The sequence below is a fragment of the Sphaerisporangium sp. NPDC005289 genome (assembly GCF_040607455.1).
Lineage (GTDB): Bacteria > Actinomycetota > Actinomycetes > Streptosporangiales > Streptosporangiaceae > Sphaerisporangium > Sphaerisporangium rhizosphaerae.
Genome location: NZ_JBEXGS010000001.1, coordinates 217,745 through 244,233, shown reverse-complemented (window position 1 = coordinate 244,233; position 26,489 = coordinate 217,745). Strand labels below are relative to the sequence as shown.

Below are 26,489 nucleotides of genomic sequence, written 5' to 3'. Positions count from 1 at the left end.
CGGGTTCGCATCCTGACCGTGCGAACCCGCGCGGCCGGCCGACAGACTCAGCCGGTGATCCGGCTTCGAAAGGAAGACCTATGGAAAGTCGCCGTTCAGGACGACGGGGCCTTGGCGCGGCCCTCGTCGCCGTCACAGTGGCGAGCGGCGCCGCGGCGTGCTCGTCCGCGCCGTCCCCCTCCTCCGGCACAGACGCCGGGAAGGCTCCGGCCGGGGGCGGCGCCTACACGATCTGGGACCCCTACCCCCAGTTCGACGACACCTCCGACTGGGTGAAGCTCCTGCAGTCCTGCGGGACCCAGGCCGGGGTGACGGTCAAGCGCACCGGGTACGACACCACCGACCTGACCAACAAGGCGCTGCTGGCGGCGCAGCAGGGCAACTCGCCGGACGTGCTGATCGTGGACAACCCGGTGGTCTCGACGCTGGCCGAGGCGGGGGTGCTGACCTCGACCGACGAGACGAAGATCGACACCTCCACCATCTCGCCGAACCTGCTGGCGGCGGGACAGATGGGCGGCAAGACCTACGGCGTCCCGATCGGTGCCAACACGCTGGCGCTCTACTACAACAAGGCCGTGCTGAAGAAGGCCGGTGTGGCCGTGACGTCGGTCAAGGACTGGGCGTCGCTGACGGCCGCGCTGGAGAAGGTGAAGGCGGCGGGCAAGAAGGGCATCACGTTCTCGGCGATCGGCACCGAGGAGGGCAGCTTCCAGTTCCTGCCCTGGTTCTGGGGCGCCGGCGCGCAGCTCACCAAGCTGGACTCGCCGCAGGGGGTCGCGTCGCTGTCGCTGTGGACCGACTGGCTGAAGAAGGGGTACGCCCCCAACTCGGTGATCAACAACACCCAGACCACGAGCTGGCAGGAGTTCGCGACCGGCGACTTCGCCTTCAGCGAGAACGGCACCTGGCAACTGGCCAACGCCAAGAAGACCGGCTTCGAGTACGGCATCATCCCGATCCCCGGCAAGGACGGCGGAGCCGCGCCCGCCCCGACGGGGGGCGAGTTCGTCGGCGTCCCGGTACAGAAGGACGCCGCGCGTTACGCCGTGTCGCAGAAGCTGGTCACCTGCCTGACCAGCACCGAGAACTCCTACACCACCGACACCACGCTGTCGTACATCGCGCCGACCGAGAAGGTGCAGGCCAAGCAGGTGGCGGACAACCCCGAGCTCAAGGTGTGGGTGGAGGCGGTCAAGGCGGCCAAGGGCCGCACCAGCGATGATCTCGGTACGAAGTATCCGAAGATCTCCGAGCCCATGTGGAAGGCGATGCAGGCCGCTCTCAGCGGAGCGCAGCAACCGCAGGAGGCGATGGCCGCCGCCCAGGCCGCCGCGGCGAGCGCGACCCAGTAGGAGCGACGAGCACGGTCCGGGGGAGGACCCCGGGGCGCGGTCGGTGCCCCGGGGTCATGGACGTCGTCCCTTCTCCAGGGCGGTGACCACATATGTTCACGGGCGCGGCTCCTCAACCCGGCCATGTGCTGGATGTGATCGGCGCCGGGTCGGCGGGTCGTGGTACGACGATGCCGGCGCCTGTTACGGCGTCCGAGCCGGTGAACGTTCGTGGAGAGCGCACTAGCCGATCTCTGCCGATCTCTGTCGAAAAGGACAGCATGAAACACGCAACACAGACGCCGGCCGCGTCCATCGCGGGCGGCCGGCCGAGGCGGCCGCCGGCTCCGCCGCCCCGCGGCGGACGGCGCGCGGCCGCGCGGCGGCGGTCCGGGCAGTGGACGGCGTGGGCGTTCCTGGCGCCCGTCGTCGTCTATCTGCTGGTCTTCTACGCCTACCCCCTTTACCGCAACCTGGACCTGAGCCTGCGCGACTACACGGTGCGGTCCTTCGTGCAAGGGGGTGCGCCGTTCACCGGGTTCGCCAACTACGGCAAGATCTTCGCCAATCCGACGTTCGGCCCGGCGCTGTGGCACACCGTGGTGTTCACCGTGGTGTCGCTGGTGTTCCAGTTCACCATCGGCCTCGGCCTCGCGGTGTTCTTCACCCGGCACTTCCGGCTGGCGGCGACCCTGCGGGCGCTGTTCCTGGTGCCCTGGCTGCTGCCGCTGATCGTGTCGTCCTCGACCTGGTCGTGGATGTTCAACAGCGACTCCGGCCTGGTCAACGCGATGCTGACCGCGTTCGGGGTGTCTCCGGTCAACTGGCTGACCTCGCCCGACTGGTCACTGTGGTCGGTGACCATCGCCAACATCTGGATCGGGATCCCGTTCAACCTGGTCGTGCTGTACAGCGGCCTGCAGGCGATTCCGGCGCACATCCACGAGGCGGCCGAACTCGACGGCGCCACGGGCTGGCAGCGGTTCTGGAAGGTCACCTTTCCGCTGCTGCGCCCGGTGTCGGCGATCACGCTGCTGCTGGGGCTGGTCTACACGCTCAAGGTGTTCGACATCATCTGGATCATGACCAAGGGCGGGCCGAGCGACTCCTCCACGACGCTGGCCACCTGGTCCTACCGGCTGGGCTTCGGCAACCTGCTGCCGGCCTTCGGCCCCGGCGCGGCGGTGGGCAACCTGCTGATCGTCATGGCCCTGTTCTTCGGGCTGCTCTACATCTACGTGCAAAGAAGGCAGGCCTTCGCATGATCGCCTCGCGCCGCTGGGCGAAAAGCGCGCTCGGGCTGGTGCTGACCGGCCTGATGCTGTTCCCGGTCTACTGGATGATCAACGTCTCCCTCACCCGCGACCAGGACATGCGCAAGAGCCCGCCGTACCTGTGGCCGAGCAACGGGACGCTGGAGGGCTACCGGGCGGTGCTGGAGCAGCAGGGGCCCTACCTGGTCACCAGCCTGGTGATCGGGCTCGGCACCGTCGCGCTCACGCTGGTCATCGCGGCGCCGGCGGCGTACTCGCTGGCCAAGCTGCGTCCGAGGGGTGGCGGGGCGTTGAGCTTCGTGCTGCTCATCGCCCAGATGATCCCCGGGATCATCATGGCGATGGGGTTCTACGCCATCTTCCTCAGCACCGGCGTGCTCAACACGGTCCCCGGGCTGATCGTGGCCGACTCGACGCTGGCGGTGCCGTTCGCGGTGCTGGTCCTCACCACGTTCATGTCCGGAATCCCCGAGGAGCTGATGCAGGCGGCCAGGGTGGACGGCGCGGGGGCGATGCGCACGTTCTGGTCGGTCGTGCTGCCGGTCAGCCGTAACTCGATCATCACGGTGTCGCTGTTCGCGTTCCTGTGGGCGTGGTCGGACTTCATCTTCGCCAGCACCCTGGACCAGGGCGGCGACCACCAGCCGATCACCCTCGGCATCTACCACTACATCGGCAACAACAACCAGCAGTGGAACGCCATCATGGCCACCGCCGTCGTCGCCTCCATCCCGGCCACCGCGCTCCTTGTCATCGCCCAGCGCTACGTCGCCGCCGGAGTGACCGCCGGCGCCGTCAAGGACTGAACCAGGCAGGCCGATCCTTCGCGCAGGCGGTACGGCCACCGCCGAACCCGCCGAAGAAAAAGCTTCGGCAACCCCTATTCGCGCGCGCTTAGAACCCTGGAGACCGCTCGCCCGCCGGTGGAGTGACGCCGCGGACGGCGCCCAAAACGCGAGCCGGGGCCCGCACCTTGAAGGTGCGGGCCCCGGCCGTGTCGCGTGACCGTCAGACGGGAACGATGTTCTCGGCCTGCGGGCCCTTCTGGCCCTGGGTGACGTCGAAGGAGACCTTCTGGCCTTCCTGCAGCTCACGGTAGCCCTGGGCGGCGATGTTGGAGTAGTGGGCGAAGACGTCAGCGCCGCCGCCGTCCTGCTCGATGAAGCCGAAGCCCTTTTCCGAGTTGAACCACTTCACGGTTCCAGTCGCCATGTCGATCTCCTTTGATGAGGGGCTGAGCCGGAGACGGCTCTGTGCCGGTTCCGCGCCGCCGTGATAAGCCCGTCCGGAGATGACCGGTAAAACAAAAGCGCCCGACGTCACAATGTCCCGTCAGGCGCGTAAAAAGTTCACGGTTACCACAACTGCAACTGACGTTAGCCTAGCACGCTTCGGCCCGCTGCACGAGCCGGGTCGTCGATCGGCATCCTGACGCGGACGGGGGCGGCGATGAGATCGCCGGACGTGCCCGGTCAGGTGCCCGGCCCCGCGGAGCGACGCCGGACTCGCGACACCCTGGTGGCCGGGCGGTGAACTCCTCCTCAGAGGAGGACGAACAGGTGGCCGTCGGGGTCGATGTGCAGGGCGTAGGTCCGGAGCGGGGGCCGCCCGGTGGTCGAGCAGCCGGTGGCGAGCTCGAACATGTGCTGGTGCAACGGGCAGATGACGACGTCGCCGTCGATCTGCCCGTCGGCCAGCGGGCCCCCGGCATGCGTGCACACGGCGGAGACGGCGCGCGCGTTCCCGTCCCGCAGCCGGAACACGGCGATCTGCTCGCCGTCCACCGTGTACGCCCGGCCCTCGCCGACCGGGATCTCGTCGAGCCGCCCGAGCAGGTGCGCTCCGGCGGCCGGTCCGGCGGTCAACGCTTCGGCACCGGGAGCAGCGGCAGGGCGGGGCGGAACTGGCCGGGGGTGACGGGCTCCCCGCCCTCCTGCCAGGGATCGCGGTAGGCGTCCACGGAGGCCTGCACCGCCTGGTCCAGGCCGGCGGCGATGCCGTCGGCGTCGTCGACCACGACCTCCCGGATCCGCTCGATGCCGACGCGCGGCACGAACGCGTAGGTGCGTTCGAGCCAGTTGGCGTTCTCGCGGTAGTACTGCAGGAAGCGCCCGGTCAGGGTGATGACCTCCTCGGCGGTGCCGACGGTGGCCAGAAGGTCGCCCTTGCGGATGTGCGCCCCCGCCGCTCCGCCCACGTAGATCTCCCAGCGGCCCCCCTCCACGGCCACCACGCCGAGATCTTTCACGTAGGCCTCGGCGCAGTTGCGCGGGCAGCCGGTGACGGCCAGCTTCATCTTCGCGGGCGCTTCGAGTCCTTGGAACCTGGTCTCCAGGGCGATGCCCAGCGCGGTGGAGTCACCCAGGCCGTACCTGCAGAAGTCCAGGCCCACGCAGGTCTTGACCGTCCGGAAGCTTTTGCCGTACGCGTGGCCGGACGGCATGCCGAGATCCGCCCACACGGCGGGCAGGTCCTCCTTGCGGATCCCGAGCAGGTCGATGCGCTGGCCGCCGGTGACCTTGACCAGAGGGACCTGGTACTTGTCGGCGACGTCGGCGATGCGGCGGAGCTGGTCGGGGGTGGTGCAGCCGCCCTTCATCTGGGGCACGACGGAGAACGTGCCGTCCTTCTGGATGTTGGCGTGCACCCGGTCGTTGATGAAGCGGGCGTCGCGTTCGTCGACGTACTCGCCGGCCCACATCGTGCGGAGCAGCGACGCCAGGCCCATCTTGCTTTTGGCGTCCTCCTTGCCCGCGGGGGCGAGCTCCGCGAAGACCGCGGAGACCGATCGCAGGCCGCGCGCCCGGATCTCGGCCATGAGCTCCTGCTTGGCGAGCGGGACGCCCGGCACGTACCAGCCGGCCGAGGGGTCCTCCTCGGTCTCCCCGCCGGCCGCCCACTCGACGATCTGCGTGACCAGCGACCGGCAGGAGCCGCATCCCTTGCCGGCCCGGGTCGCGTCCATCACCCCGGTGACGGACCTGGCACCGTCCTTGACCGCCGACACCAGGTCCGCCTTGCTGACGCCGTTGCAGTTGCACACCTGCGCGTCCTCGGAGAGCTCCTCGACGCTGGTCTCGGCGGACGGCGCGCCCAGGTCGAACAGCAGCCGGACCCGCTCCTCGGGCAGCGGGAGCCCGCGGTCGAAGGCCTGCATGAGGAAGGCGACCTTGCTCAGGTCGTCCACCAGGGTCGCCCCGACCAGCCGGCCGTCGCGGACCACGACGCTCTTGTACATCCCCCGCGTGGGCTCGGCCACCACCACGAACTCGTCGTCCTCGCGCTCTGGACCCTTCAGGCCCATGGACGCCACGTTCACTCCGGCCACCTTGAGCTTGGTCGCGATGCGCGACCCGTGGTAGGCGGCGGTGGGATCGGCTCCGGTGATGTGGTCGGCCAGGACCCTGGCCTGCTCCCACAGCGGCGCCACCACGCCGTACACCTGGCCGCGGTGCTGAGCGCACTCGCCGACGGCGTAGACGCCGCGCTCGCCGATCGCCCGCATCTGGTCGTCGACGACGACGCCGCGCTCCACGACCAGGCCGCCCGCCTGCGCCACCTCGGTGTTCGGGCGGATTCCCGCCGCGATCACCACCATGTCGCAGGGGATGACCCGTCCATCGGACAATGCGATGCCGGTCACCCGCTCGGCGCCCCGGACCTCGGTGGTCCGGGCGTTCAGCTCGACGGTGATGCCCAGCCTCTCCACGCTGCGTTTCAGCACCGCGCCCGCCTGGGGGTCCAACTGCTGGTTCATCAGGTGCCCGCCCGCGTGCACCACGGTGGCGGAAAGGCCGTGGCTCTGCAGCCCCCGCGCCGCCTCCAGGCCGAGCAGGCCGCCGCCGATCACCACCGCGCCGTGGTGGCCGCGGGCGTACCGGAGCATGTTGCGGGTGTCGTCGATCGTCCGGAAGGTGAACACGCCCTGGTGGAAGCCCCGCTTGGCGCCGCGCACCCCGGGGATGTCCGGAACGAACGGCCGGCTGCCGGTGGCGATGATCAGCCTGTCGTACGGCGTGGACGTGCCGTCGTCCGCGTACACCTTCCGGGCGAAGCGGTCGATGCGTCTGACGCGGGTTCCCGCGTGCAGCGTGATGCCGTTGGCCTCGTACCAGGCGAGGCCGTTCAGGAAGATCTCGGTCTCGTCGTCGGTCCCGGCCAGGACGTTCGACAGCATGATCCGGTTGTAGTTGCCGTACGGCTCGTCGCCGAACATCGTGATGGAGAACTTCTCGCCTCCGCCCCTGGCGAGGATCTCCTCCACCGTGCGCGCCCCCGCCATACCGTTGCCGATCACGACCAGACGCTGCCGCATGGCGTTCCTCCTCACACCTCGACCAGGCCGAGATCGACGACGGCCGACCCGGAGACGCCGTCCGGGGCGGCCAGGTACACCTCGATCGTGGTCCCGGCCATCAGGTCCTCGACGACGCGAAGGGAGACGTGGACGCCGGCCTTGGCGCCGATCGGCAGGTACCGCATGGGAGTTCCGTCGCGCATCAGGACCAGGCAGACGAGCTCGTCGCAGGAGTTCCCGCCCCGCAGGTAGACGGGCTGGGTGACGTAGCCGTCGGGGACGACGTAGCGGAGCTCCGACGCCAGCGGGAAGGGGGCGTCCATGCCCTTGCCGGTGAAGGAGAAGATTCCCTGCAGGAACCGGGGTGTCGAGTCCATATGAGTCCTTCCGTCGAGCCGTGGCCGTGGGTCTTCGACCTTCCTGACGGCGACCGCGCAGGCCTTGAAGGCGGGCATGCGCGAGAGAGGGTCCAGCGACGGATCGGTGAGGGCGTTCGCGCCGGATTCGCCGCCCCAGTGGAACGGGACGAAGACGGTGTCGGGACGGATGCCGTCGGCCAGCTCCGCCGCGAAGAGGGCCCTGCCCCGGCGGGTGCGCAGCTCGACGGCGTCCCCCGCGCCGATTCCATGCCGCCTCGCCAGGTCAGGGTGCATCTCCGCGCTCGGGACCGCATCGCCCTGCGTCAGCGCCGCGATCCTGCGCGTCTGGGTGCCGCTCTGGTACTGGCGCATGAGACGCCCCGTGGTGAGGACGTAGGGGAACTCCGCGTCGAGCCGTTCGGCGGCGTCCCGGTGCTCCACCCGGACGAACCGCGCCCGGCCGTCCGGGGTGGGGAACCGGTCGGTGAACATCCTCGCCGCCCCCGTCTCGCCCTCGGGGCACGGCCAGAACACCCCCTGCTCCGCCTCGATCCGCTCGTAGGTGATCCCGCTGTAGTCGGCGACGCCGCCGGAACTGGCGCGCCGCAGCTCCTGGAACACCTCGCGCGCGTCGGCGCTGAAGTACGCGCCGCGCCCGAGCCGCCGGGCCAGAGCGGTGATGATCTGCAGATCGTCGCGCGCCTGGCCGGGCGGCACCCGTACCGGCCTGCGCCGGACGACCCGGCCCTCCAGGTTGGTCATGGTGCCCTCCTCCTCCGCCCACTGGGCGGTGGGGAACACCACGTCGGCCTCCATCGCGGTCTCCGACAGGAACATGTCCGAGACCGCGAGGAAGTCCAGCGCGCGGAGGCGGTCGAGCACGCGGTCGCGATCAGGGGCGGACACCACCACGTTGGAGGCGAACACCAGCAGGGCGCGCACCCCGCCGTCCCGCCCCATGCCGCTGAGCATCTCGTAGGCCGACGGCCCTGGACCGGGCAGCTCCTCCGGGGCGACCCCCCAGACCGCGGCCACGTGGGCCCGGGCGGCCGGGTCGTCGATCCGCCGGTATCCGGGGAGCTGGTCGGCCTTCTGGCCGTGCTCCCGTCCCCCCTGGCCGTTGCCCTGTCCCGTGATGGAGCCGTACCCGCTGTCGGGCCGGCCGGGAAGCCCGAGCGCCAGCGCCAGGTTGATGAAGGCCTGCGCCGTGTCGCTGCCCTGGCTGTGCTGTTCGGCCCCCCGGGCCGTCAGGATCATCGCGGAGGCGGCGGTGCCGAGCATGTCGGCCACCCGTTCAAGGTCCTCCACCGGGACCCCGGTGACGCGCTCGACCCGGTCCGGCCAGTACGCCGTCAGGCCCGCCCGCACCTCCTCGAACCCCGTGGTGCGCGCGGCGACGTACGCGAGGTCGGCGTGACCGGCACGCAGCACCAGGTGCAGCAGGCCGTTGGCCAGCACGAGGTCGGTCCCGGGCACCGGACGCAGGTGGACCGTCGCCGCCCTCGCCGTCGCCGACGTCCGCGGATCGATCACCACCAGGCCGCCGCCGCGTTCGTTCAGGTACTGCATCGCCGGTGGCATCGTGTCGGCGAGATTGCTGCCGGCCAGGAGCAGCACCTGGGTCCTCGCCACATCGGCCAGCGGAAACGGCAGCCCCCGGTCCACGCCGAACGCCCGGTTGGCCGCGGTCGCCGCCGACGACATGCAGAACCGGCCGTTGTAGTCGATCGAGGCCGTCCGCAGCGCGACCCGCGCGAACTTCCCCAGCAGATAGGCCTTCTCGTTGGTGAGCCCGCCGCCCCCGAAGCACCCGACACTGTCCCTGCCGTACTGCTCCTGGCTCGCGGTGATCGCCTCCACGGTGCGATCGAGGGCCTCATCCCAGCCCGCCGCGCGAAACGGGCTACGGCGGTCACCGGGGATCGCCCTGACCAGCGGCGTGAGCAGCCGATCCGGGTGATCCAGCAACTCGGCCGCGGTCCACCCCTTCACGCACAGCCCACCGCGATTGGTCGGGAAGTCGGCAGGCGACAGCGAAACCTCACTGCCCCTGACCTGCAACGAGATCCCACACTGCAACGAGCAGTACGGGCAATGGGTCGTCCCACTCGGCATCCCCACGACCACAAGGCTCAGCCCCGGCGATTACACCGGCATGCGCACGAGGTGTAGGGGCCGTTAACCCATTCTCACCGCCTCCGGATCAACTAGGCTTTTCCGGTGGCCTCCAGAAGCGCCGTGGCCCCGGACGACGGCATGAACGCTCGCCAGCCTGATGAGACCGGCCTTCCCCGGCCCTCAGCGGCGAGCCTGCCGGCCATGCGGCTGGGATAACGTCAAGGTGCTCTGCCCGGTACGCGCCACGGGGGGCGTGACGCGCCTTGGTGGAGCGGGGCGGCTCAGAAAGTGTCCGAGAAGTTGACCTGGCCGCCGGCCCGCACGTCCTCAGACCGCCCGGACTTCGGCGAGCTGCTTGACCGCGTAGTCGTCGTCCCAGCAGACGGCGGCCTCCCAGGCGGCCGACGCCTGCGCGGCGACGTCGTACGCGTTGTGGTCGAGGCCGGCGGCGTTGCCGGGCAACACCAGGTCGAGTTCGGGCACGTCGACGTGCGACTCGTCCCAATCGATCAGCGCGACCCGCTCCGGCGTCACACGGACGTTGCCCAGGTTGTTGGAGTCGCCATGAACCACGCAGGTCGGACGTCCGGCGAGCCGCGCCCACGCCGCTCGGCATCGGGCGACACCTTCGGGGGGCATCGCGCCGAGGTCGATCTTCGTCCCGGTCTCGGCGTGCAGGAGGTCGGCCGACGACCGCCAGCCCGGGCGCTGCGGCCAGCCCTGCGTCAACCGATGCAGCCGGCGGAGCGTGTCGGCCACCCGACGCCAGTCGGCCTCCGTTTCGGGTGGCCCGCCCTCCACGTAGGTCATCACCACCAGACCGTCGGCGAACATCCGGCCGTCCGTCGTCGGAATCGGCACCGGAACGGTCAGGCCTTCACGGTCGAGGAAGTGGAGGAGGTCGGTCTCCCACGCGAGATCAGCGTCACCCCTGGCACCCAGACGACCGACCGCGAGGCGCCCGTTGACGCGTACACTCCACACATCGTTGGCGACTCCACCGGTGAGCGGCTCGACCCGAGCGGCGTCATCCCCCCACCGGCCGAGCGTCTCCCATCCCATGGCAACACATTACCGAGAACATCGCCGCGGGCATGGCTCGCTGTACGGAGCGCCTGCCCGCGGCCGACCACGCCGACGCTGGACTGACCGCGAACGACCCTCTCGACTACGCACTCAGACCGGGATGATCGTGGGGAGCGGGGGAGAGGCGAACCACCCGGGCTTGTGCTCGCGCAGCAGGGCCTCGCCGTCACGCTCGCAGAGAAAGTCCGGCTTCTTCAGTAGCTTGCGGAACAGCTGGTCGGTCTTGGCGGGGTCCTGTGCGGCCAGTCGCCGCAGCGGGACAGGGGTGACGTCATCGCCTCGGAGGTAAGCCTTGATCACCTCCCGGTACCGGCGCCGGATGATCAGCGCCGGATCGGCGAAGACCTCCTGCGCCACGTCGAAGTCCCGGTACATGCCCAGGCCGTCCTCCTCGTCGTAGATCACGCCGAGGACGTCATCGGCGTCGAAGCCGAAAGAGGGCAGACCCGGGTCGGTCCACGGCCCGCCCTGGCTTCCCGCCCGCTCGTAGTCGTGCCGGTAGAGAGCGAGCATTCTCTCCTCCACCTTGTCGCTCGGCACGACGATGAGATCGCCGCCGAACAGGTCGATGAACGAGTCGCGCTGCCGCGCCTGCATCTCGCGTGCTCGGGCGAGCTTGCCGGGGTTGCGGAAGACCATCTTGGGGTTCGCCATCTGGAAGTCCCGCACGGCCTCCAGCGCCGCCGGGGCGTCCACGGGGGAGAAGAGCGTCGAGGTGCCGCTGAGCATCCATTCGTCACCGATCGGAAGGATGCCGCCGACCATCACCGAACCGGGGATGAAGGGCTTGATTCCCTTCGGCCCCATGTTCGAGCGGATCAGGTATGTCAGTTCGTCCACGTGGTTCACGGCGACGAAGCCGTCGTCTCCGTGCCATTCCTTGCTCTCGAACACTCCGACCACGTAGTCCGTCCAGGACAGCAGCAGTGCCCGTTTCTCGCCCGAGAACCGCTCGGCGAAGCTCTCCACGACGGTCCGGCCGGACTTCAGGCGCTTGGTGAACATGAACGATTCCAGCACGGTGGTGAACTCGTCCTCGTCGTCCACCACCCCGCCTGGAAGGCCGCGAGCACGGCCTTCTCCAGCGGCCGGTGGAACCGCCGGGACAACGCGAAACTCACCAGCTCGCCCTTGAGATCGCCGGCCGGCCCCATCAGATCTACTACGCCCCCCACAGCTCGTCGGTAGCGCATCAAAATATCGGAACCGGCAGGCCGCGCATCGAAGAACCGTCGCTCCCACGAGCGACAAGGTGCCACACCGGTGTCGTGGAGAAGGTGGCGTTCCATACTGCTTGATCAGCTTCCAGGCAGGCCGCAGGGGCGGCCCGGCTCTTCCTTCGCTGTCCAGTAGCTCGCTCGCCTCGGCGACGACCTCCAAGGCGCGGACCGTCTGCCGCTATCCGCGTGCTGCCGGCCGACCTGATTGTCGCCTCGTCCCACACCCATACACACGTCGATCCGATGCGCCATGTAGCGCAATGCCGCCTGTGAACTCGACGCACAGGTAGAGGTCGTGTATGTTGGCGACGGACCTACTGTCAGATCCGCATCTTGCGAACCGGACGGCTCCCGCAAGGGGCGCCGCATCACGATTGCCTTGAGCTTGTGATCCGATCGTGGACATCAGGCGTCACAGAGATACATCCGAGTAACAATCCGTGAACACAGCCGATGGATAGCGTGGAGGTTCCGGTGACCCACCCCAAGCTCAGTGCGTCGGCGCAGCGGATTGTCGCAATGCTGGAAGGCGTCCCCGATGGGATGACCCCGGACGAGCTCACTGCGACGGCCCAGGCCCGGTTTCCCCGCCTCGACGCGGCTCGTGTGGCCAATCTGATCTCGGAAGCGCTGACGGCCGGCGCCATGGTGCGAACGAACGGCAGGCTGCGCACGCCGGTGAACAAGAGCCTGGCCGAAGAGGCGAACGACATTGCGCCGGTCGTGGTCAAGCCGCTCCGCGTGGTCGTGCTCGACTTGGAGTCGGTCGTACGCACGATCGGTGTGGAGCCGTTCGTCGACCGGAGGATCTTTCAAATCGGGGCGGTGAGGTTTGGCGCCGACCTGGACTGGGTCCACGCTGATGCCCGTTTCGACCGGTGGGTGGAGCTTCCGGGCGACGGTTGGGAGATGCCTCCGCACCGTCAGAATGGCGAGCGTGAGACGGAAGCGGTTCCGGCGAGAGAGGCGCTGGAGGCTCTGCATGAATTCGCCGCCGAAGCTGATTGCATCGTGGCGTACAACGGAACCGGCGCCGACTTCCCGGTGCTGGCCGAGACCTTTCAGCGCGAGCAATTACCTCCGTTGGCGGCGGAACTTGTAGACGCCTTCTACCTCACGCTTTCCCTGTGGCCGGGAGCGCCCGCGCATCGACTCGGCGCGCTCGCTTGTCATCTGCAACTCGATGCATCCGACCTGTCGTGGCACGACGCCCGGGATGACGCGGAGCTCCTGACGAGGGTGCTCAGGACGGGCGCGGATCGTCTCGCGACGTGGCCTGCGGAGCTCTCCGATCTGGTGGTCTCGGTGTGCCCGGACTCGACCGCCTGGCGCGTGCTGCGGGAGGTCGCCGCCGCGGGATCCACCATCGGTGAGAGACGTCATCATGGGCATGCTGAAGTGGTAATCCTTACCCAGACGTTGATGACCGCGCCGCCTGCCCGGAACGGTAGGTCCGGCCGAGCCTCCATGAGCGTGCCCGTGGAGGTCCGCGGGCCGGGCGACGTGGTTGATCCGGTTCGGCTGGCATCGGTCGCCCACGGCACACGAGCTCGCCGTCGCCAGGCACAGGAGGAGATGGCCACGGCGTTGCGCCGATGGGCTGAGGAGAGCGCGTCGGGGTTGGTGGAGGCACCCACCGGCACGGGGAAGAGTCTCGCGATCCTCGCGGTCGCGCTTGACTGGCTCAGCGGCGACGCGGGCCGAAATGTGGTCGTCGCCACCTACACCAAGCAACTGCAGGCGCAACTCGCCGCGGACGTCGCCCGCCTCGACACCGTGGTTCCGGGCTTGCTCCAGATATGCGACGTGGTCAAAGGTCAAGCGAACCGCCTCTCGCTACGGGCATTGATGATCTCGCTCGCCGACGCCACCATGCTGGATCGCAGCCGGCGAGCACGGCCCGGAACACAGAACCGATTCCTCGCCGTACGGAAGTTTCGTGAGCTGCTGGTCTACCTGCTGCTGAGATTGACGGCCGCGCGCGAGACGACGAGCCTCTGGTCGGCGCGCTCAGTGGACCCGGTCGATCTTCCTCCTTTCTTCTCGGACTATCTGGGGTCGGTGGTGGCCGTATGGCTTGATTCGCTTTCCCAGGCCAACGGCGGCGATTATGAGGCCACCGCTCCGCAAATGATCGCCCGTCATACCGACCTGGTAGACGAGGCGATCGAGGGACACAGGCTCATCCTGGCGAATCACGCATTGCTCATGGCCCACGTGGACGAGCTCACCGCGCTGGGTCCGGAGACGTTGCTGATCGTCGACGAGGCGCACCAGCTTGAAGACGCGGCCACTTCGGCGCTGACGGTAAGCCTCGACTACCGCTCAGTCGAGGATGTGCACGCGCAAGTCGCGACCTGGGTCGATGAAGTGGCTCACTGCCCGGAGCGGGACGCCGTCGCAGCCACGGTGACGAACTTGGGGAACCTTCTCGACCATGAGCAGCTCCCCAAAGTGGCGAGTCAGGCGTTCGACGCCAGATCGGCAGGCGTAGGTGCGTTGATCGGCAGTCGGGCTGTGACGCTGGCCAGCCCGTACGGAGGCACGGCCGGTGTCGGCCGGGTACGTGTTCTGGCCGGTTCGCTGGTCAGGCTGGCTGGAGTCGCCGAATCCATGATGGGCGCGCTGAGGGGGTTTCTGGCGGTCCGGGGTACAAATCTCGACTTCTTCGACTCTGAACGCGTCAGGGCCCTCATCGGCAAGGTCGCCTCGATACAGAGCTCAGCGAGCCGGCTTTCCGCTGACATCGACTCCGTCCTCGGTCCCTCTCCCACGATGCTGCCTCTGGACGGGCATCCCGGACCGTTGTCCGGGATGCCGAACCAGGTCGTCTTCGCCGAGGAGATCGAGGCGCTGAAGTCGAGTCTGCGTACCTACCGTTTTCACATCGCGAGCTCGCCGATCGAACTACCCGCCGATCCGGCCTGGCGCCGCTTCATCACCATGTACGCGCGGACGTATTTCGTCTCGGCAACCCTGCGTGTAGGTGGATCGTGGAGTTTCATCCGTGAGCGCCTCGGACTTCCCGAGAACACGCGAGAGCTACATCTCCCTAGTCCCTTCAACCTCGCCGAGCAGGCCGAGCTGGTGTGCTTCGCGGACTTTCCCTCATGGGCCGAGCAGACGGATGGCGCCATGCGGACGGTCGCTCACCAACTCGCCGGGTACGCGGCGGAGATGATCCGGCCGGGGGAGCACGGAGGCCATGACGGTGGCGCACTCGTTCTCACCACTGCGAGGTCCACGGCCGGCGGTATCACGGAACACCTCATCCAGGAGTTACGGCGACGTGGAGACGACGCACCTGTGATCTCAGCCTTGGAACGTGGTAACAACCGCGCCTTCCTGGAGTTCACAGATGCCGACTACGGAGGAGGCGTGCTCGTCGGCACGAAGGGGCTCTGGCAAGGGGTGGACGTCGCCGATCCCGGCAAGCTCAGATTGGTATGGGTGAACAAACTGCCGTTCGCGCCCTTCGCCGCCCCGGTGGTCGAGGCGCGGCGAGCCGCCGTGGCCGCGCGCGCCGAGGCGGCCGACGTGCCCGATCCCGAGATGGCCGCCACCATGAGGTATTACCTCCCCCTTGCCGCATTGCAGTTGCGGCAAGCTGTCGGTCGCCTTATCAGGTCCGAACGTCATCGGGGCGTCGTCGTCATCTCCGACCGGAAGCTCGCCGGGGCCACCGCGCTCCGCCGCGCCTATCGGCAGATGTTTCTGGGATCGCTGGAGCCGGAGCTCCTGCGCTCCGATCCGGAGACCGGCGAACCAGCTGGTGGGAACGTTGTAACGATGGCCGAAGGCTGGCGTCGCATATGGGATTTTTTCGCGCGTAATCACCTGATCGACAGAGACCGAGCGGCTGTGCTCTCCACCGACGAGGCTCTCGCCGCTCACACCTTGCTCCCTCAGACTCGCGCCATCCGAGACCTCGTCCTCAAGGCGCACGAGGTCGAGACACTGAGAGTGAGTGGATCACTCGCCGACGAGGTGGTACGGCGATCCACCCAGGTCGGCGGGCTCCTTCAACTGTTAGAGAGCCCTGCGACACTCAAGGAGGCCCAGATCGATGTCATCCGCGCCGTGGCGGACGGCCGTGACGTCCTCGGCCTGCTGCCGACCGGCTTCGGCAAAAGCTTCTGCTTCCAGCTTCCCGCCCTGGTCCTGCCCGGTGTGACGATCGTGGTCTCGCCATTGGTGGCGCTCATGCACGACCAGGCACTGGAGTTGAACAGATCCATCGGCGGCGCGGTACGCGCTTTGGTCGCTCCGCTGCGAGAGTCGAGCTCCAGGGCGGGCAAGACAGAAGTCGCCGATCAATTGCAGGGGCGCGCGGACCACGGTATCAAGCTGATCTATCTCTCCCCTGAACGCCTCTGTCAGACGCGGATGCGCAACGTGGTGCGGCAAGCGGTGCGGACCGGGGTGGTCAGCCGCATCGTGCTGGACGAAGCGCACACCGCAGTGCAATGGGGGGACGATTTCCGTCCGGCCTTCCGTCGAGTCGAAGGCTTCCTCGCCGAGTTGCGCGAGGAATTCACTCTGCCGGTGACGACGCTGACCGCGACGGCGAACAGGACCGTTCACGAAGGCTTGCGTGAGCGTGTGTTCGGGCTACCGGCGGTTCCGCCACGCGAGGGTACCGAGAAGCTGGTCACCGTACGGGAGAATCCGATTCGCCCCGAGCTCGCGATCTTCCGCCGATCCATCGCAGCCGCTGGAACGCAGACCGTCGCCGGCCTGGCCGAGGAGATTCTCGACAGGATCACCGATCACGCCATCTTCTACTGCCTCACCGTTAAGGAGGTCGTCGCCCTGCATGCGCACCTGCGCGAATATGTGGGGGACTCCGGTGTCAAAGTCCGTCGGTTTCACGGACGGTTGACGGAGGCCGAGAAGGCCGCCGTCATGACGGAGTTCCGTGAGGCGCCCCGCAGAGGGGAGGAGAATTTCGTTCCGCTAGTAGTGGTGGCCACATCGGCGTTCGGGCTCGGCATCAATCGTCCCGACATCAGGACGGTGTTCTGCGTGTCTCCGCCCACCGACCTGGCCGCTCTCTACCAGCAACTCGGCCGAGCCGGCCGAGACGGGCACGGAGTGAACTCGGGGCTCGCGCTCATGACCGGCAAAGGGCTGCGCACCGTCAAATTCATGACCGGCCGAGATCTTCCGCCGGCTCTCTTGGCGCGAATGGGGCATGCCATCCTGGCGTGCCAGGACACTCTCGACGCGGTATCGATCGCCGATGCGCTCATCGGTGAAGACCTTCAGGCGGGGATACTGAACCTGGGCGACGCCGGTGAAGAGCGTGTCGTTGAGGAGTACCGCGACGGGGTGCGCCGGGTCTTCGCGGCTCTCGCCGACCTTGGGGCCGTGGAGGACCTGGGGGACTTCCCGCCGATGGTCACAGTGAAGCCGGTCGACTATGGCGCGGTGGACACCACGGATGTCGGGGAGAGGACGGTCGAGGCGCTATTCGCGCTTCCGGCGCGGAGAGGCCCCCTCAACCTTTCACGGCTCGATATCGCAGCGCTGGACGCCTACCTCGGCAAGGAGATACCCGGCTACCGGGATGTCGCTCCGTCTCCGTCGGCCACGTGGGAGTTGCTCGCCGACCTGCACGACCGCGGCAGGATCGACGTCTCGGCCGCACCCTCCCGGCACTTCGTTTCAGGGTTGATCGCACACCGGGCCGGTTTGCCCGAGGGGTTCCGAGCCGCACTATCCGGCAAGGCCGCTCGCGCTGCGACTGAAAGAGCCCAGCTCGTGGACTTCTTCGAGGACAGTTCGACCTGTGCCAACCGTAAGTTCGCCGCCTATTTCGGCATTGATCGACTACCCACGACGTGCTGCACCACCGCCTCCAACCGCTGCTCCGCCTGCTGGGACCACCAGACGGGATGGTCACCGGAAGAGACCCGCCCTCCGGTTGCCGACGCGCTGGCGACGCCGCGACCTCGCCCCGCCGGGGGCCACACCGATGCGGCACACCTGGCGCGACGCCTGGACCAGCAGGTCGCCGCGCTCCTCTGGCACATGACCCGGGGACTTTCGGTGCCGGACCTTTGCCGTGCGCTACGCGGTGAGGAGTCCTGGTTCCACCCCGTGAAACGCCATCGGATCAAGCTGCCGAGCTCATTGCTGACCAGTCGCTATTTCGGGGCGAATCCAGCGGTCGCGTCGGCGAGGATCGAGGAATCGCTGACACGTCTCGCCGTGGAAGGCAAGGTGGAGCAGGACGGGCGACTCTGGCGCGACAGAGGAAACGTCCGCCGGGAGCAGGCGAGAGCCCAACGTGCCGCGGGGGGACCGTCGTGACCGTGTGGCAGCCCTACGTGGACGATCCGCTGTTCACCCCCGCGCTTCCCTTCGGCTTCGCGAGCCTGCCGGCTGTCGAGGCCGAACGTCTCATCGGTTACCTGGAAGCGGTGGCCACCCGTCGTGGAGTCCTGCACACGGCGGTCGCGTTCAACGCCGTCTACTTCGGTTATGACGTCAACTACGGCGGCTATTCCGGCGGTCCTGTGGACTTCGATCGTTTTCCCGTGATCGAGAGGGGGGACGTGGTCGTGGACGCACCGCCCGTCGGAGCGATGCTGAACATATCCGCAGGACCGGATCCGCTCTATGCCGAAGTGATGTACAAGGAGGGAGCCCATCCGCTGCTGGAGGGGGGCGGCTCGCTCCCGGACTGGGTCTCCGGCGCACCGGCGGGTGCCACCCGATCGGCCGACGAACCGGCGGGGAACGGCGCCGTGGTGGCGACCGAGCGCCTTATCGCCGACTTCGACGCCTTTGGGCAGGGCGTGACGGTGACGTGTGCGCGACTCGAACGCCTGAGCCGCAAGGGTCGAGCACTCGACGCCGATGGGCATCTGCTGATCCGATCCCGTTACCTGTCGGCCGCGGACGCGGTGGCCGACGAGCTGGAGTCCTACATCCGTTACCTGCTCGGACCCGCTCGCGGCCAGCTTCTCGAAGGTCCTCTCCCGTTGGTCTTGGTGGACGACGTCCAAGAAGACGAGCTGGCTGCGGCGCTCCGCGGCGCGATGCGCACCATAGGCCAGGCCCTCGACGCATCCCATGTGCTCCGCCGATGGCGGCACTATGCGTTTCCGCGTTCTGCTCTCGCCGAGAGGCTTTGCGACGACGGTCCGCTCGGTGGAGGCGACCTGCGGACCGTGGCGTCCGCGCTGGGCAGGGCACCTGAGTCCAGCCGCCGGCGTTTCGGCCCGGGGAACATGATCACCTACACCGCCATCGGGCCTCGGCTCAGGACGCTCAACGGCGCGTCCTCCAGGCTGCACGGCATCGACTACGCCACTGCGATATGTCACGCCAACACCGTCATCTCCGATGACATTCTCGGAAATGTCGACGAGAAGAATGTGCTGCCCTCGGGCGTACACCTGCGCCTTGACGACCCCAGGCAGGGCGGCGGAGTCTGGCGGGCGTCCTACCCGCCGGGGCCGTACGCGGAAGTCGACCCGATGACGCCGCTCAGCCTAGGCTGGTTCGGTCACTTGCCGGACCCGCTGCTGGAGGATGCCGAGGAAGAGCCGGATGAGCCCGACGACGGCGCGATGTGCTCTGTCACTGACTCGCAGCTTTCCTGGACGCTTCCGCTGCGGCTCAAGCACACGCTGCAAGGGATCGCCCCTCTGCCGGAAAGAGTGGTAGAGGAGATGACGTATTCCGGCCTGGTGGGCACGACTGTACGGCTGCGCCTGCGGCATCAGGGCCACGAGCTCACCCAGGCGGAAGCCGTACAGCAGGCGAGGATCGAACGGGCAGGTGCCGGTCTGCGTCTGGCCGGAGTGGACTGGCCTCTCGACTACTTCCCGGGCATCGTTCTGACCTTCTCCTGGCCGCGCGGTGCACCGACACTGAGCGTGACCTCTACCCTTCTGGACGTGCCCGTCCTCTTTGACGAAGAAAGGATCGAATATCGTTACGCTCCTTGGGTCCTGACCCGGGACAGGGCCCCAGAACCTGGGCAGGTAACAGGAAACGCCGCCGCGACATTACGTGCCCGCGTACTCTGCGCGGTCCGCCGCGCCGGTCTGCTCGACCCCGATGGTGTGGCGATCCTCTCGCGTGAACGTCTCGCCGATGTCGTCTATGGCCTCGATGTGCCGGACGCCGGACGCCTGCTGTTGGAGCCGGTCGTCGCAGAATTGATCGACACCCGCGTTCTCACGGTGGAACAGGCCGGCCGGGATGGCACGGGCAAGGTCCGTCTCCCCGCACGGACGGGCGACACGCTGGTGGACATGCTGGTATGGCGGCCTGTGACGCGGCTCTTCCTGGAAGGGAAGGATGAGGCGCATTCCCGGGACAACGAGCTCAACGCCATGGAAAAATCAGGCCAACATGAGAACGCCGACGATCGGCAGCTTTTAGCCCGATTCATGCGCCCTTATGACGTTCAGCCCTTCCTGCGTAAGCTGCGGGCTGGCCATCAAGCGACAGAGGATGCCAAATCCGAGTACAGGCGAATTCGCCAGTCCTATGGATACGGCGGCGAATTGCCCGCAGGGTACACACTCGTTCGCGGTCATCGCCGGGGCGGGTGACGCTACATGTCACCACAAGGCCAGCGGACCGGCATATCGAGCAGATAGCGCCATGGAAGAATTCCGGAGAATCATGGGAAAGGCCGAGCACGACCAGCCCTTCTACCACCTGTGGAGAGAACCGTACTATGAGCCGCAGGATCCGCGGCCGGCGGACGCGGCACTCGATCGGTTCCTCCAGGCGTTGAACGCCGCACCCGGCTTGTGGGCTCGGGTGCTCGCGGGGATTATCGCCGATGACGTGCGAGACCTGCTGGCGAAGATGGAGAGAAACGCACGTGTGATGGCCCTTCGCCATCTCGGCATGAAGGATTTGGCACGCATCGGGTCATCGCTCGGAACGCAGGTATTGCTCGGCCTGCGCCGGGCGCGGCCTCAGGACTCCCTCGCGGCCTCCTGGCACATCACTCGACCCGTGCAGGACGAGCTGACAAGGGCGTCCTACTCGCCCGGTGATCCAGGCGCCGTTTCAGCCGCGTCCAGTTGGTCCGATGCCCAGAGGTGCTGGGCTCTGTGGTCGGTGATGGCTTCCAGTGCGTCGCATGCCCGGACCTTGACGCACTTCGCCCAGTACGAGTGGTGGCTTCCGCCCGGCATTCCAGCCGGCCAAGGCGACCTACTACTGGTCGCTGCCGATGCGGTGATCACCGCCACTCCTGACTTTTCCTTGGACGGGCCGTTCGTGGTGCCCACCTCCGGCCCCTCCGAGTTGGACGCGCCAGAGCCGATCGAGTCCGACGCGGGTGAGCGAACGCCCATGGACGAAGGGACCGGCACCATGCCGGAGCGCAGCCGGATTTCTGAGGAGGTTCCCCGCCTTCGGAGCGCCTTGGAGAAGGCGCTGACGGAGGCGCGCCAGGCGGCTGACCGTGTGGGCACGACGCTGGAGGCCGGTTTCGCACCGGCATCCACTGACCTGGCGCTGCTCGGGGGGCTGACAGGGGTGCTGGATGAGGCCGCGACATGGCTCGCCGACCAGGGTGTGAGTCCGTCTGAGGTCAGCGTGCCACGGATCCTTGAGGCGATGTCCGTCGTAGAGGACGCCTGGGCGGCGAACACCACCGACCGGCTCCTCCTCGCCAAGCTCACGGACCTGACCTACCCGGCAGCGCCGGATGTCCTGCGTCCCGCACTGGACGGACTCGCCTTCTCGGTGGAGAAGCTGCTCGCCGCCCCCGTCTGGGATGACGGACAGCGGGAACTTGCGGACGCACTGCTGGCGCTGGGGCGGCTCGTGGAACTGGCCGCCGCGGACGGCGGCGCCGCTTCGGCCGATGCGGCACTAATCGCACAATGCCACACGCGCGCCGAAGCGCTCCCGCGGGAACTGACGGTGCTGACCGGACTGGCGACCGCGGGCCAGCTTGTCAGACGTCAAGCCATGACCACTGATCAGAGGGCGGGAGCGCCGAACACCGACACGGACTCCCCGGCCGCTGACGCTGATCAGGCGTCGGTCATCTCACCGGCGCGGGCGACCGGTTCGCCGGAGGTCGGTGGCGAGGCAGAAGCGCCTACCGAGCATGAAGAACCGGCGGAAGTGCCCGGCCCCGCGACACCTGACAGTGCGGATGCAGGTGAGCCCCTACCAGCGGGGCTCACCTCGATCTCGAACATCCATCAGGACCAGAGCGAGGAGCGAAGTCCAGCCGGCCCACCATCGCCGCTGGATGCCGGGGTCGCGTCACTGGTGGCGCAAGGCCGCTTCGGTATGGCGCACAGCGTGGCACGGGCGGCCGGTTGGCCGGCGGCACGGCTGTGGGCGCTACGCGTGGCGGCCCTCGCGCAGGCCGTTCGTTCGAGTGCCGGCCCCTGTGCGGCCAGGCTGCGCGTCGAGCTCTCGGACGGCGATCTGCAACCAGAGCCCTTGACGCTGCTCCTCACCGTGCCCGCACTGCTCAGGACGGCACTGATCACCGGCGAGCACGCCGCCGGTGCGCTGCTCGTCGAGGCCTCGACCCGCATGGACCATCATCTTGGGCGGGTGGCCGCGGAAGTCGGTGGCCGGGCACTGAGGGGGACATTGCTGGACGCTCCACTGATCGGAGCACTCGCCGACGTCACGGAGCTGGAGCGACGGGTCGCCGCAGTCGGTGAGCGCGCCGGGACCTGCATGCGATCCTCCAGGAAGCTACCCCTTCAGCGGGCGACGAAGATCGCCGAGCATTGGCTGGACCCGGACACGGGTGTGCTCGGTAGGCTGCTGTCCACCTGCGAGCGTGACGAGCAGGCCAAGCTCGCTGACGTCGCCGCGGAGGTGCGCAGGCTCTCGCGGCCTGACGAGGCCGGCAGGGAACTCGACGAACTCGACGGTCGTTTCCGGCCGACATCCAGCAAGCCGGTGGAAGGGCCGAGCCGGCGAAACCTGCTGGGGCTCATCACAGAATCGCTCGTGATCGTCTCCGAGTGGGTCGAAGCCGTCACGGCGCTCGATCGGCACCAAGCCGGCGGGCGCACATGGGTGACCGAGGAGATCGCGGCGCTGCGAGAGACGGTCCGGGTCGAGCGGGAGGAAGTGCTCGCCGACTTGGCCGCACAAGCGTCTGGTGCGGATCCGCTGGTGTCGGCGGCCGCAACAGCGGCGATCAGTTCGATGAAGGAGATCTTCGGCCTGCTTGACGGGGAAACGAAGCTTCCGCTTGGTGAGTCGCCCGCCGACCTGGTTCTCACTGTGGAACTTCTCAAGGTTCCGGGAGCCACTCTCGACCCGAGGATCTTCCTCGTCGAGATCCCATCCGAATCCACCCCGGAGACGCTGCTCGACGCCGCCGCCATGGAGTGGATTGAAGCGTTCGACGCGCGGTTGGAGGCTGAGGACTATCGGCTGGCCGGTCAGATGATCGACCTGGCCAAGACGGACCGGCTTCCTCACAGTGGTGGTGACGCCACCCTGCTCACGCGTCAGCAGGCTTTGGACGCGCTCAGCTCAGCCGAAGCGGCAAGCAGATCAGAACTCACCGCTGAGCACGCGCGGCTCCTCGGCGAGCTTCGTCAGGCCCGCCCGCGCAACGAGATATCGGACGAGCAGGAAAGCGACCTCGCCGAGGCTTTGCGGCTCGCCGATCCCGCAAGGAGAAAGGATCTTCACCGGGTACGGCGGACGCTCGAAGAGGTCGCCGGAAGCCTGGCCTCCTTCCGGGATGAGGCGGCTCGGCGACTGGGTGAACAGTTGCACGACCTGACCGGACGCCCGGATGTGGCCGCGGCCGACCTGGAGCGGGTCAGCAGATTGATCGATGAGGGCGAACTGGCCACTGCGGAGGAACAGGTCTATCTCCTCAGCACGGGCCAGCAGATGCCGGTGCCCAGCGAGCAAAGGGACCTGGAGCGGTTCTTTCCCGCCATCCCGGACGCGCTCTCGAATGGAATCACCCGTAGATTCCTGGCGACCGTGCGCGAAGGCGGCCGGCACGCGGAGCTTGATGCCTTGGACTACTCGGGATTGTCCCCGGACGCCCGCGTCAACGCGGCGGCGGCGCTGGAACTCTGGGTGAAACTCGGCGAGACGAGGCCGGAGGAACGGGCGAATATCAGTCAGCGTGATCTGCGCCCGGTGATGCGGCTACTCGGCATCGAATCGCAGAAGGCCGAGCGACGCGACGATCTCCGGCGGGACCGGGCCCGGCGGTTCGTCGAGTTGACCGGTGTGTCGGTGATCGGCAGCGCACTGGTCCCTGCGTTCGGCACCAAGCTGGGGATCGACGACCCGGGCGGCGGCCGATTGCGGGTTCTGCTGGTCTGGGACCGGCCTACCGCCGACCTGTTGATGGGGTGGGTCGATCAGGACACTTCAGGGGACGGCGTCCTGGTAGCGCACTTCGGGACGATGCCGCCGTCGGTCCGCCGCAGGCTCGCGGCCAGGGCCGTCGAGACCGGCGCGCCGGTCGTGGTCGTTGACGACGCTGTGCTCGCCTACGCGGTAGCGGAGGGCTCAGGCCGCCTGGACGTCACGATGGCTCTCACGCTCCCGTTCTCCTCGGTCAACCCGTACGTCAGGCACAAGCGCATGCTGGTCGCCCCGGAGATGTTCTATGGCCGCGACAGGGAGCGCCGCAGCATACTCGACCCCGATGGCACCCAGGTGATCTTCGGAGGGCGCGGTCTGGGCAAGTCCGCCCTGCTGCGGGAGAGTAAGGACAGATTCGAGCGGGAGCCCGCGCGAGTCGCCGTTCACCTCGAGTTGAACATCACCTCCCCGGAGAAGGGTGGCCTTGGAGCAAGCGCGGTATGGGACCGGCTGCGTCAGACGCTCAGGACGGCGGGCGTGCTTCCTCCGGCCAGGGCGAGGGGGCCCCGAGACCCACACGGCGCGGTCAGGGAGGGCATCCTGGACTGGTTGCGTCACGACGCCAGGCGCAGGCTGCTCATTCTCCTCGACGAGGCGGATGGGTTCTTCGAATCAGACGCGCCGGGCTTCCACGAGACGAACCGGCTGAAAGGGCTTTGCCTGGAAACGAAGGGCCGCGCCAAGGTGGTGTTCGCGGGACTGCACTCGGTCCAGCGGTTCACCAAGCTCAATGGCAACGGCCCGTTCCGTCATCTCGGCCAGTCCACGGTCATCGGGCCGCTGAGCCCACAGCACGCCTTCGATCTGATCACGAAGCCGCTAGGCGCCCTCGGATTCGTCTTCGCCGATCAGGATCTGGCGTACCGCATTCTCCATCATTGCTCCTACCAGCCGTTCCTTCTTCAGATGTTCGGCCACCGGTTGGTGGAGACGATGCACGCCAAACGGGCCCAGGTCCAGGACGGTCCGGGGTACGCCATCACGGCGGCGGACGTGGAGGCGGTCGAATCCGACCCGCACCTGCGACGAGAGATGACCAGCGCTTTCCAGGACACCTTGAACCTCGACCCCCGCTACAATGTCATCGCGAACGTTCTGGCCCACCACGCGTACGAGAAGACGCTGGATACGCGCCTCACGGACACCGAATTGGCCGACGAGTGCCGCTACTGGTGGCGCGATGGTTTCGCCAAGCTCGACGCTGAAGGGTTCCGTTCCTACCTTCATGAACTGGCGGGCCTTGGGGTATTGCGGCCGAACAACGATGGAGTGGGTTGGCGGTTGCGCTCGTCCAACGCCTTGCGCATGATCGGTACCCGGGAAGAGGTGACCGCTGAACTCGTCCGCGCGGAATCGGAGTCGGTCCCCCCAGAGTTCATCGCCCGGCAGACCCGCCGTACGCTCCGGGACGGAACCAGATGGCCGATCACGATCGCTCAGGTCAACGACCTCTTGGGTGATCACGTCAACCAGGTGCGCCTCGTCCTGGGTTCGGCTGCCACGGGGATAGATGACGTCCGGCCCACCCTTTCGGAGGTCGTCGGCGAGTTGGGGGACCGTTTCACCCTCATCCCGGCCGGTGGTCGCAAGCAGTTCACAGAAGCGCTGACCGGCGGTGTACCCGGACAGCGACGCGTCGTGGTCTCCGACCTCGCGTACATGGGCACCAAGCCCGACGGTTGCTGGGAGGGGTTGCGGACCGCGATCGAGCAGCGTCCAAAGCGAGGTGGCGTCACCCGTGCCGTGGTCATGATCGCCGATCCGGTGACCATGCCGTTCTGGATGAGAGTTTTCGCGGACGACATCCCCGAACTTGGCGTGGTCACTCTGCGCCGCCATGACCGCCAGACCCTCCAGCCGTGGTCCGTCGAGACCAGCAGGTTCGGGAACGAGGATGACCGGGACCGCCTGCTGGCCGTGACCTCCGGCTGGCCATATCTGGTCGAGCGGGCTCTGACCCTGTGTACGGTGACCGGCAGCGAGGACGAGGCCCTGCGCCAGGTCGAGGCGGAACTTGACACCCCCCGAGGATTCGCCGAACTCGTCGAGCTCGTCGGACTCACCGCCGATGACTCACTCGCGGCCGTCTTCACGGCGCTGCACGGTTTCATGGAGACCGATGAGTTGTCATTCGGGGATCTGGTGGAGGCCGCGGCGATACCCGGCGCCTGCCCGGACCCGGCGGCGGCCGTACGTTGCCTGGATGCTCTCGGGGCCTTCGACCGTGCCGCGGACGACGCGTACCGCTTGGATCCACTGCTGTACAGGGCCTGGCCGGCGTGACGTCGGCTTCCTGGGCATCCTGTGGCCGAAGTGCGCTCAACCTCCTTATCGGCTGGTTGGTAATCGACCGACAGATTGTCACTTAAGCGGCCCCGTATTGGCGGGTTGGTTACTGCGTGATATAGGTGCGTACAACCGATATGTCATAGGTGGGGACG

General features: G+C 67.7%; 12 protein-coding genes. 6 read left to right on the top strand and 6 right to left on the bottom strand.

The genetic code is table 11. The features are described 5' to 3' along the window. The first annotated feature begins 80 nt into the window (after positions 1-80). From ABZT47_RS00845 to ABZT47_RS00835, 3 genes are all read left to right on the top strand, one after another. Positions 81-1,355 (top strand): sugar ABC transporter substrate-binding protein, encoded by a 1,275-nt coding sequence (locus tag ABZT47_RS00845; RefSeq protein WP_354834522.1) that lies wholly within the window; start codon positions 81-83, stop codon positions 1,353-1,355. Between the two features lie 260 nt (positions 1,356-1,615). After that, positions 1,616-2,599, top strand: coding sequence for a sugar ABC transporter permease (locus ABZT47_RS00840; RefSeq protein WP_354834519.1), 984 nt, complete (start codon positions 1,616-1,618; stop codon positions 2,597-2,599). Next, complete coding sequence (locus ABZT47_RS00835) at positions 2,596-3,414, top strand: carbohydrate ABC transporter permease (RefSeq protein ID WP_354834516.1); 819 nt, start codon at positions 2,596-2,598, stop codon at positions 3,412-3,414. Before ABZT47_RS00840 ends, ABZT47_RS00835 begins: the two co-directional genes overlap by 4 nt. A 202-nt stretch (positions 3,415-3,616) precedes the next feature. Here the strand turns inward: ABZT47_RS00835 and ABZT47_RS00830 are convergent, their stop codons facing one another. The 6 genes from ABZT47_RS00830 to ABZT47_RS00805 form a co-directional block, all read right to left on the bottom strand. After that, the gene (locus tag ABZT47_RS00830; protein WP_350929493.1) at positions 3,617-3,820 is read right to left on the bottom strand and encodes a cold-shock protein; all 204 of its coding nucleotides are present in this window, start codon (positions 3,818-3,820) and stop codon (positions 3,617-3,619) included. Positions 3,821-4,149: 329 nt separating this feature from the next. Further along, complete coding sequence (locus ABZT47_RS00825; RefSeq protein ID WP_354834513.1) at positions 4,150-4,473, bottom strand: Rieske (2Fe-2S) protein; 324 nt, start codon at positions 4,471-4,473, stop codon at positions 4,150-4,152. Further along, positions 4,470-6,923: a nitrite reductase large subunit NirB gene (nirB, locus tag ABZT47_RS00820; RefSeq protein ID WP_354834510.1), complete on the bottom strand. Its 2,454-nt coding sequence runs from the start codon at positions 6,921-6,923 to the stop codon at positions 4,470-4,472. Before nirB ends, ABZT47_RS00825 begins: the two co-directional genes overlap by 4 nt. Positions 6,924-6,934: 11 nt before the next feature. Beyond that, a complete protein-coding gene (locus ABZT47_RS00815; RefSeq protein ID WP_354834507.1) occupies positions 6,935-9,379 on the bottom strand; it encodes a molybdopterin oxidoreductase family protein in 2,445 nt (814 codons plus the stop codon). Positions 9,380-9,709: 330 nt separating this feature from the next. Next, positions 9,710-10,444: a phosphotransferase gene (locus ABZT47_RS00810; RefSeq protein ID WP_354834504.1), complete on the bottom strand. Its 735-nt coding sequence runs from the start codon at positions 10,442-10,444 to the stop codon at positions 9,710-9,712. Between the two features lie 114 nt (positions 10,445-10,558). Then, on the bottom strand, positions 10,559-11,515 hold the full coding sequence (locus tag ABZT47_RS00805) for a hypothetical protein (protein WP_354834501.1): 957 nt from the start codon (positions 11,513-11,515) through the stop codon (positions 10,559-10,561). A 647-nt stretch (positions 11,516-12,162) separates the two neighbouring features. On the opposite strand from ABZT47_RS00805, the gene ABZT47_RS00800 reads away from it, so the two are divergent. The 3 genes from ABZT47_RS00800 to ABZT47_RS00790 all read left to right on the top strand — a co-directional run bounded on the left by ABZT47_RS00800 (position 12,163) and on the right by ABZT47_RS00790 (position 26,331). After that, a complete protein-coding gene (locus ABZT47_RS00800; RefSeq protein WP_354834499.1) occupies positions 12,163-18,003 on the top strand; it encodes a DEAD/DEAH box helicase in 5,841 nt (1,946 codons plus the stop codon). Beyond that, complete coding sequence (locus tag ABZT47_RS00795; protein ID WP_354834496.1) at positions 18,000-20,261, top strand: hypothetical protein; 2,262 nt, start codon at positions 18,000-18,002, stop codon at positions 20,259-20,261. The genes ABZT47_RS00800 and ABZT47_RS00795 overlap by 4 nt, the downstream gene beginning before the upstream one ends. A 73-nt stretch (positions 20,262-20,334) precedes the next feature. Further along, positions 20,335-26,331 carry a hypothetical protein gene (locus tag ABZT47_RS00790; protein ID WP_354834493.1) on the top strand — a complete coding sequence of 1,999 codons (5,997 nt, stop codon included), beginning with the start codon at positions 20,335-20,337 and terminating at the stop codon, positions 26,329-26,331. The last annotated feature ends 158 nt before the right edge of the window (positions 26,332-26,489 follow it).

What these genes read in the sequence shown, in the direction of transcription:
- ABZT47_RS00845 (WP_354834522.1), top strand. Translation starts at nt 81, where the DNA reads ATGGAAAGTCGCCGTTCAGGACGACGGGGCCTTGGCGCGGCCCTCGTC.
- ABZT47_RS00840 (WP_354834519.1), top strand. Translation starts at nt 1,616, where the DNA reads ATGAAACACGCAACACAGACGCCGGCCGCGTCCATCGCGGGCGGCCGG.
- ABZT47_RS00835 (WP_354834516.1), top strand. Translation starts at nt 2,596, where the DNA reads ATGATCGCCTCGCGCCGCTGGGCGAAAAGCGCGCTCGGGCTGGTGCTG.
- ABZT47_RS00830 (WP_350929493.1), bottom strand. Translation starts at nt 3,820, where the DNA reads ATGGCGACTGGAACCGTGAAGTGGTTCAACTCGGAAAAGGGCTTCGGC.
- nirB (WP_354834510.1), bottom strand. Translation starts at nt 6,923, where the DNA reads ATGCGGCAGCGTCTGGTCGTGATCGGCAACGGTATGGCGGGGGCGCGC.
- ABZT47_RS00815 (WP_354834507.1), bottom strand. Translation starts at nt 9,379, where the DNA reads ATGCCGAGTGGGACGACCCATTGCCCGTACTGCTCGTTGCAGTGTGGG.
- ABZT47_RS00810 (WP_354834504.1), bottom strand. Translation starts at nt 10,444, where the DNA reads ATGGGATGGGAGACGCTCGGCCGGTGGGGGGATGACGCCGCTCGGGTC.
- ABZT47_RS00790 (WP_354834493.1), top strand. Translation starts at nt 20,335, where the DNA reads ATGGGAAAGGCCGAGCACGACCAGCCCTTCTACCACCTGTGGAGAGAA.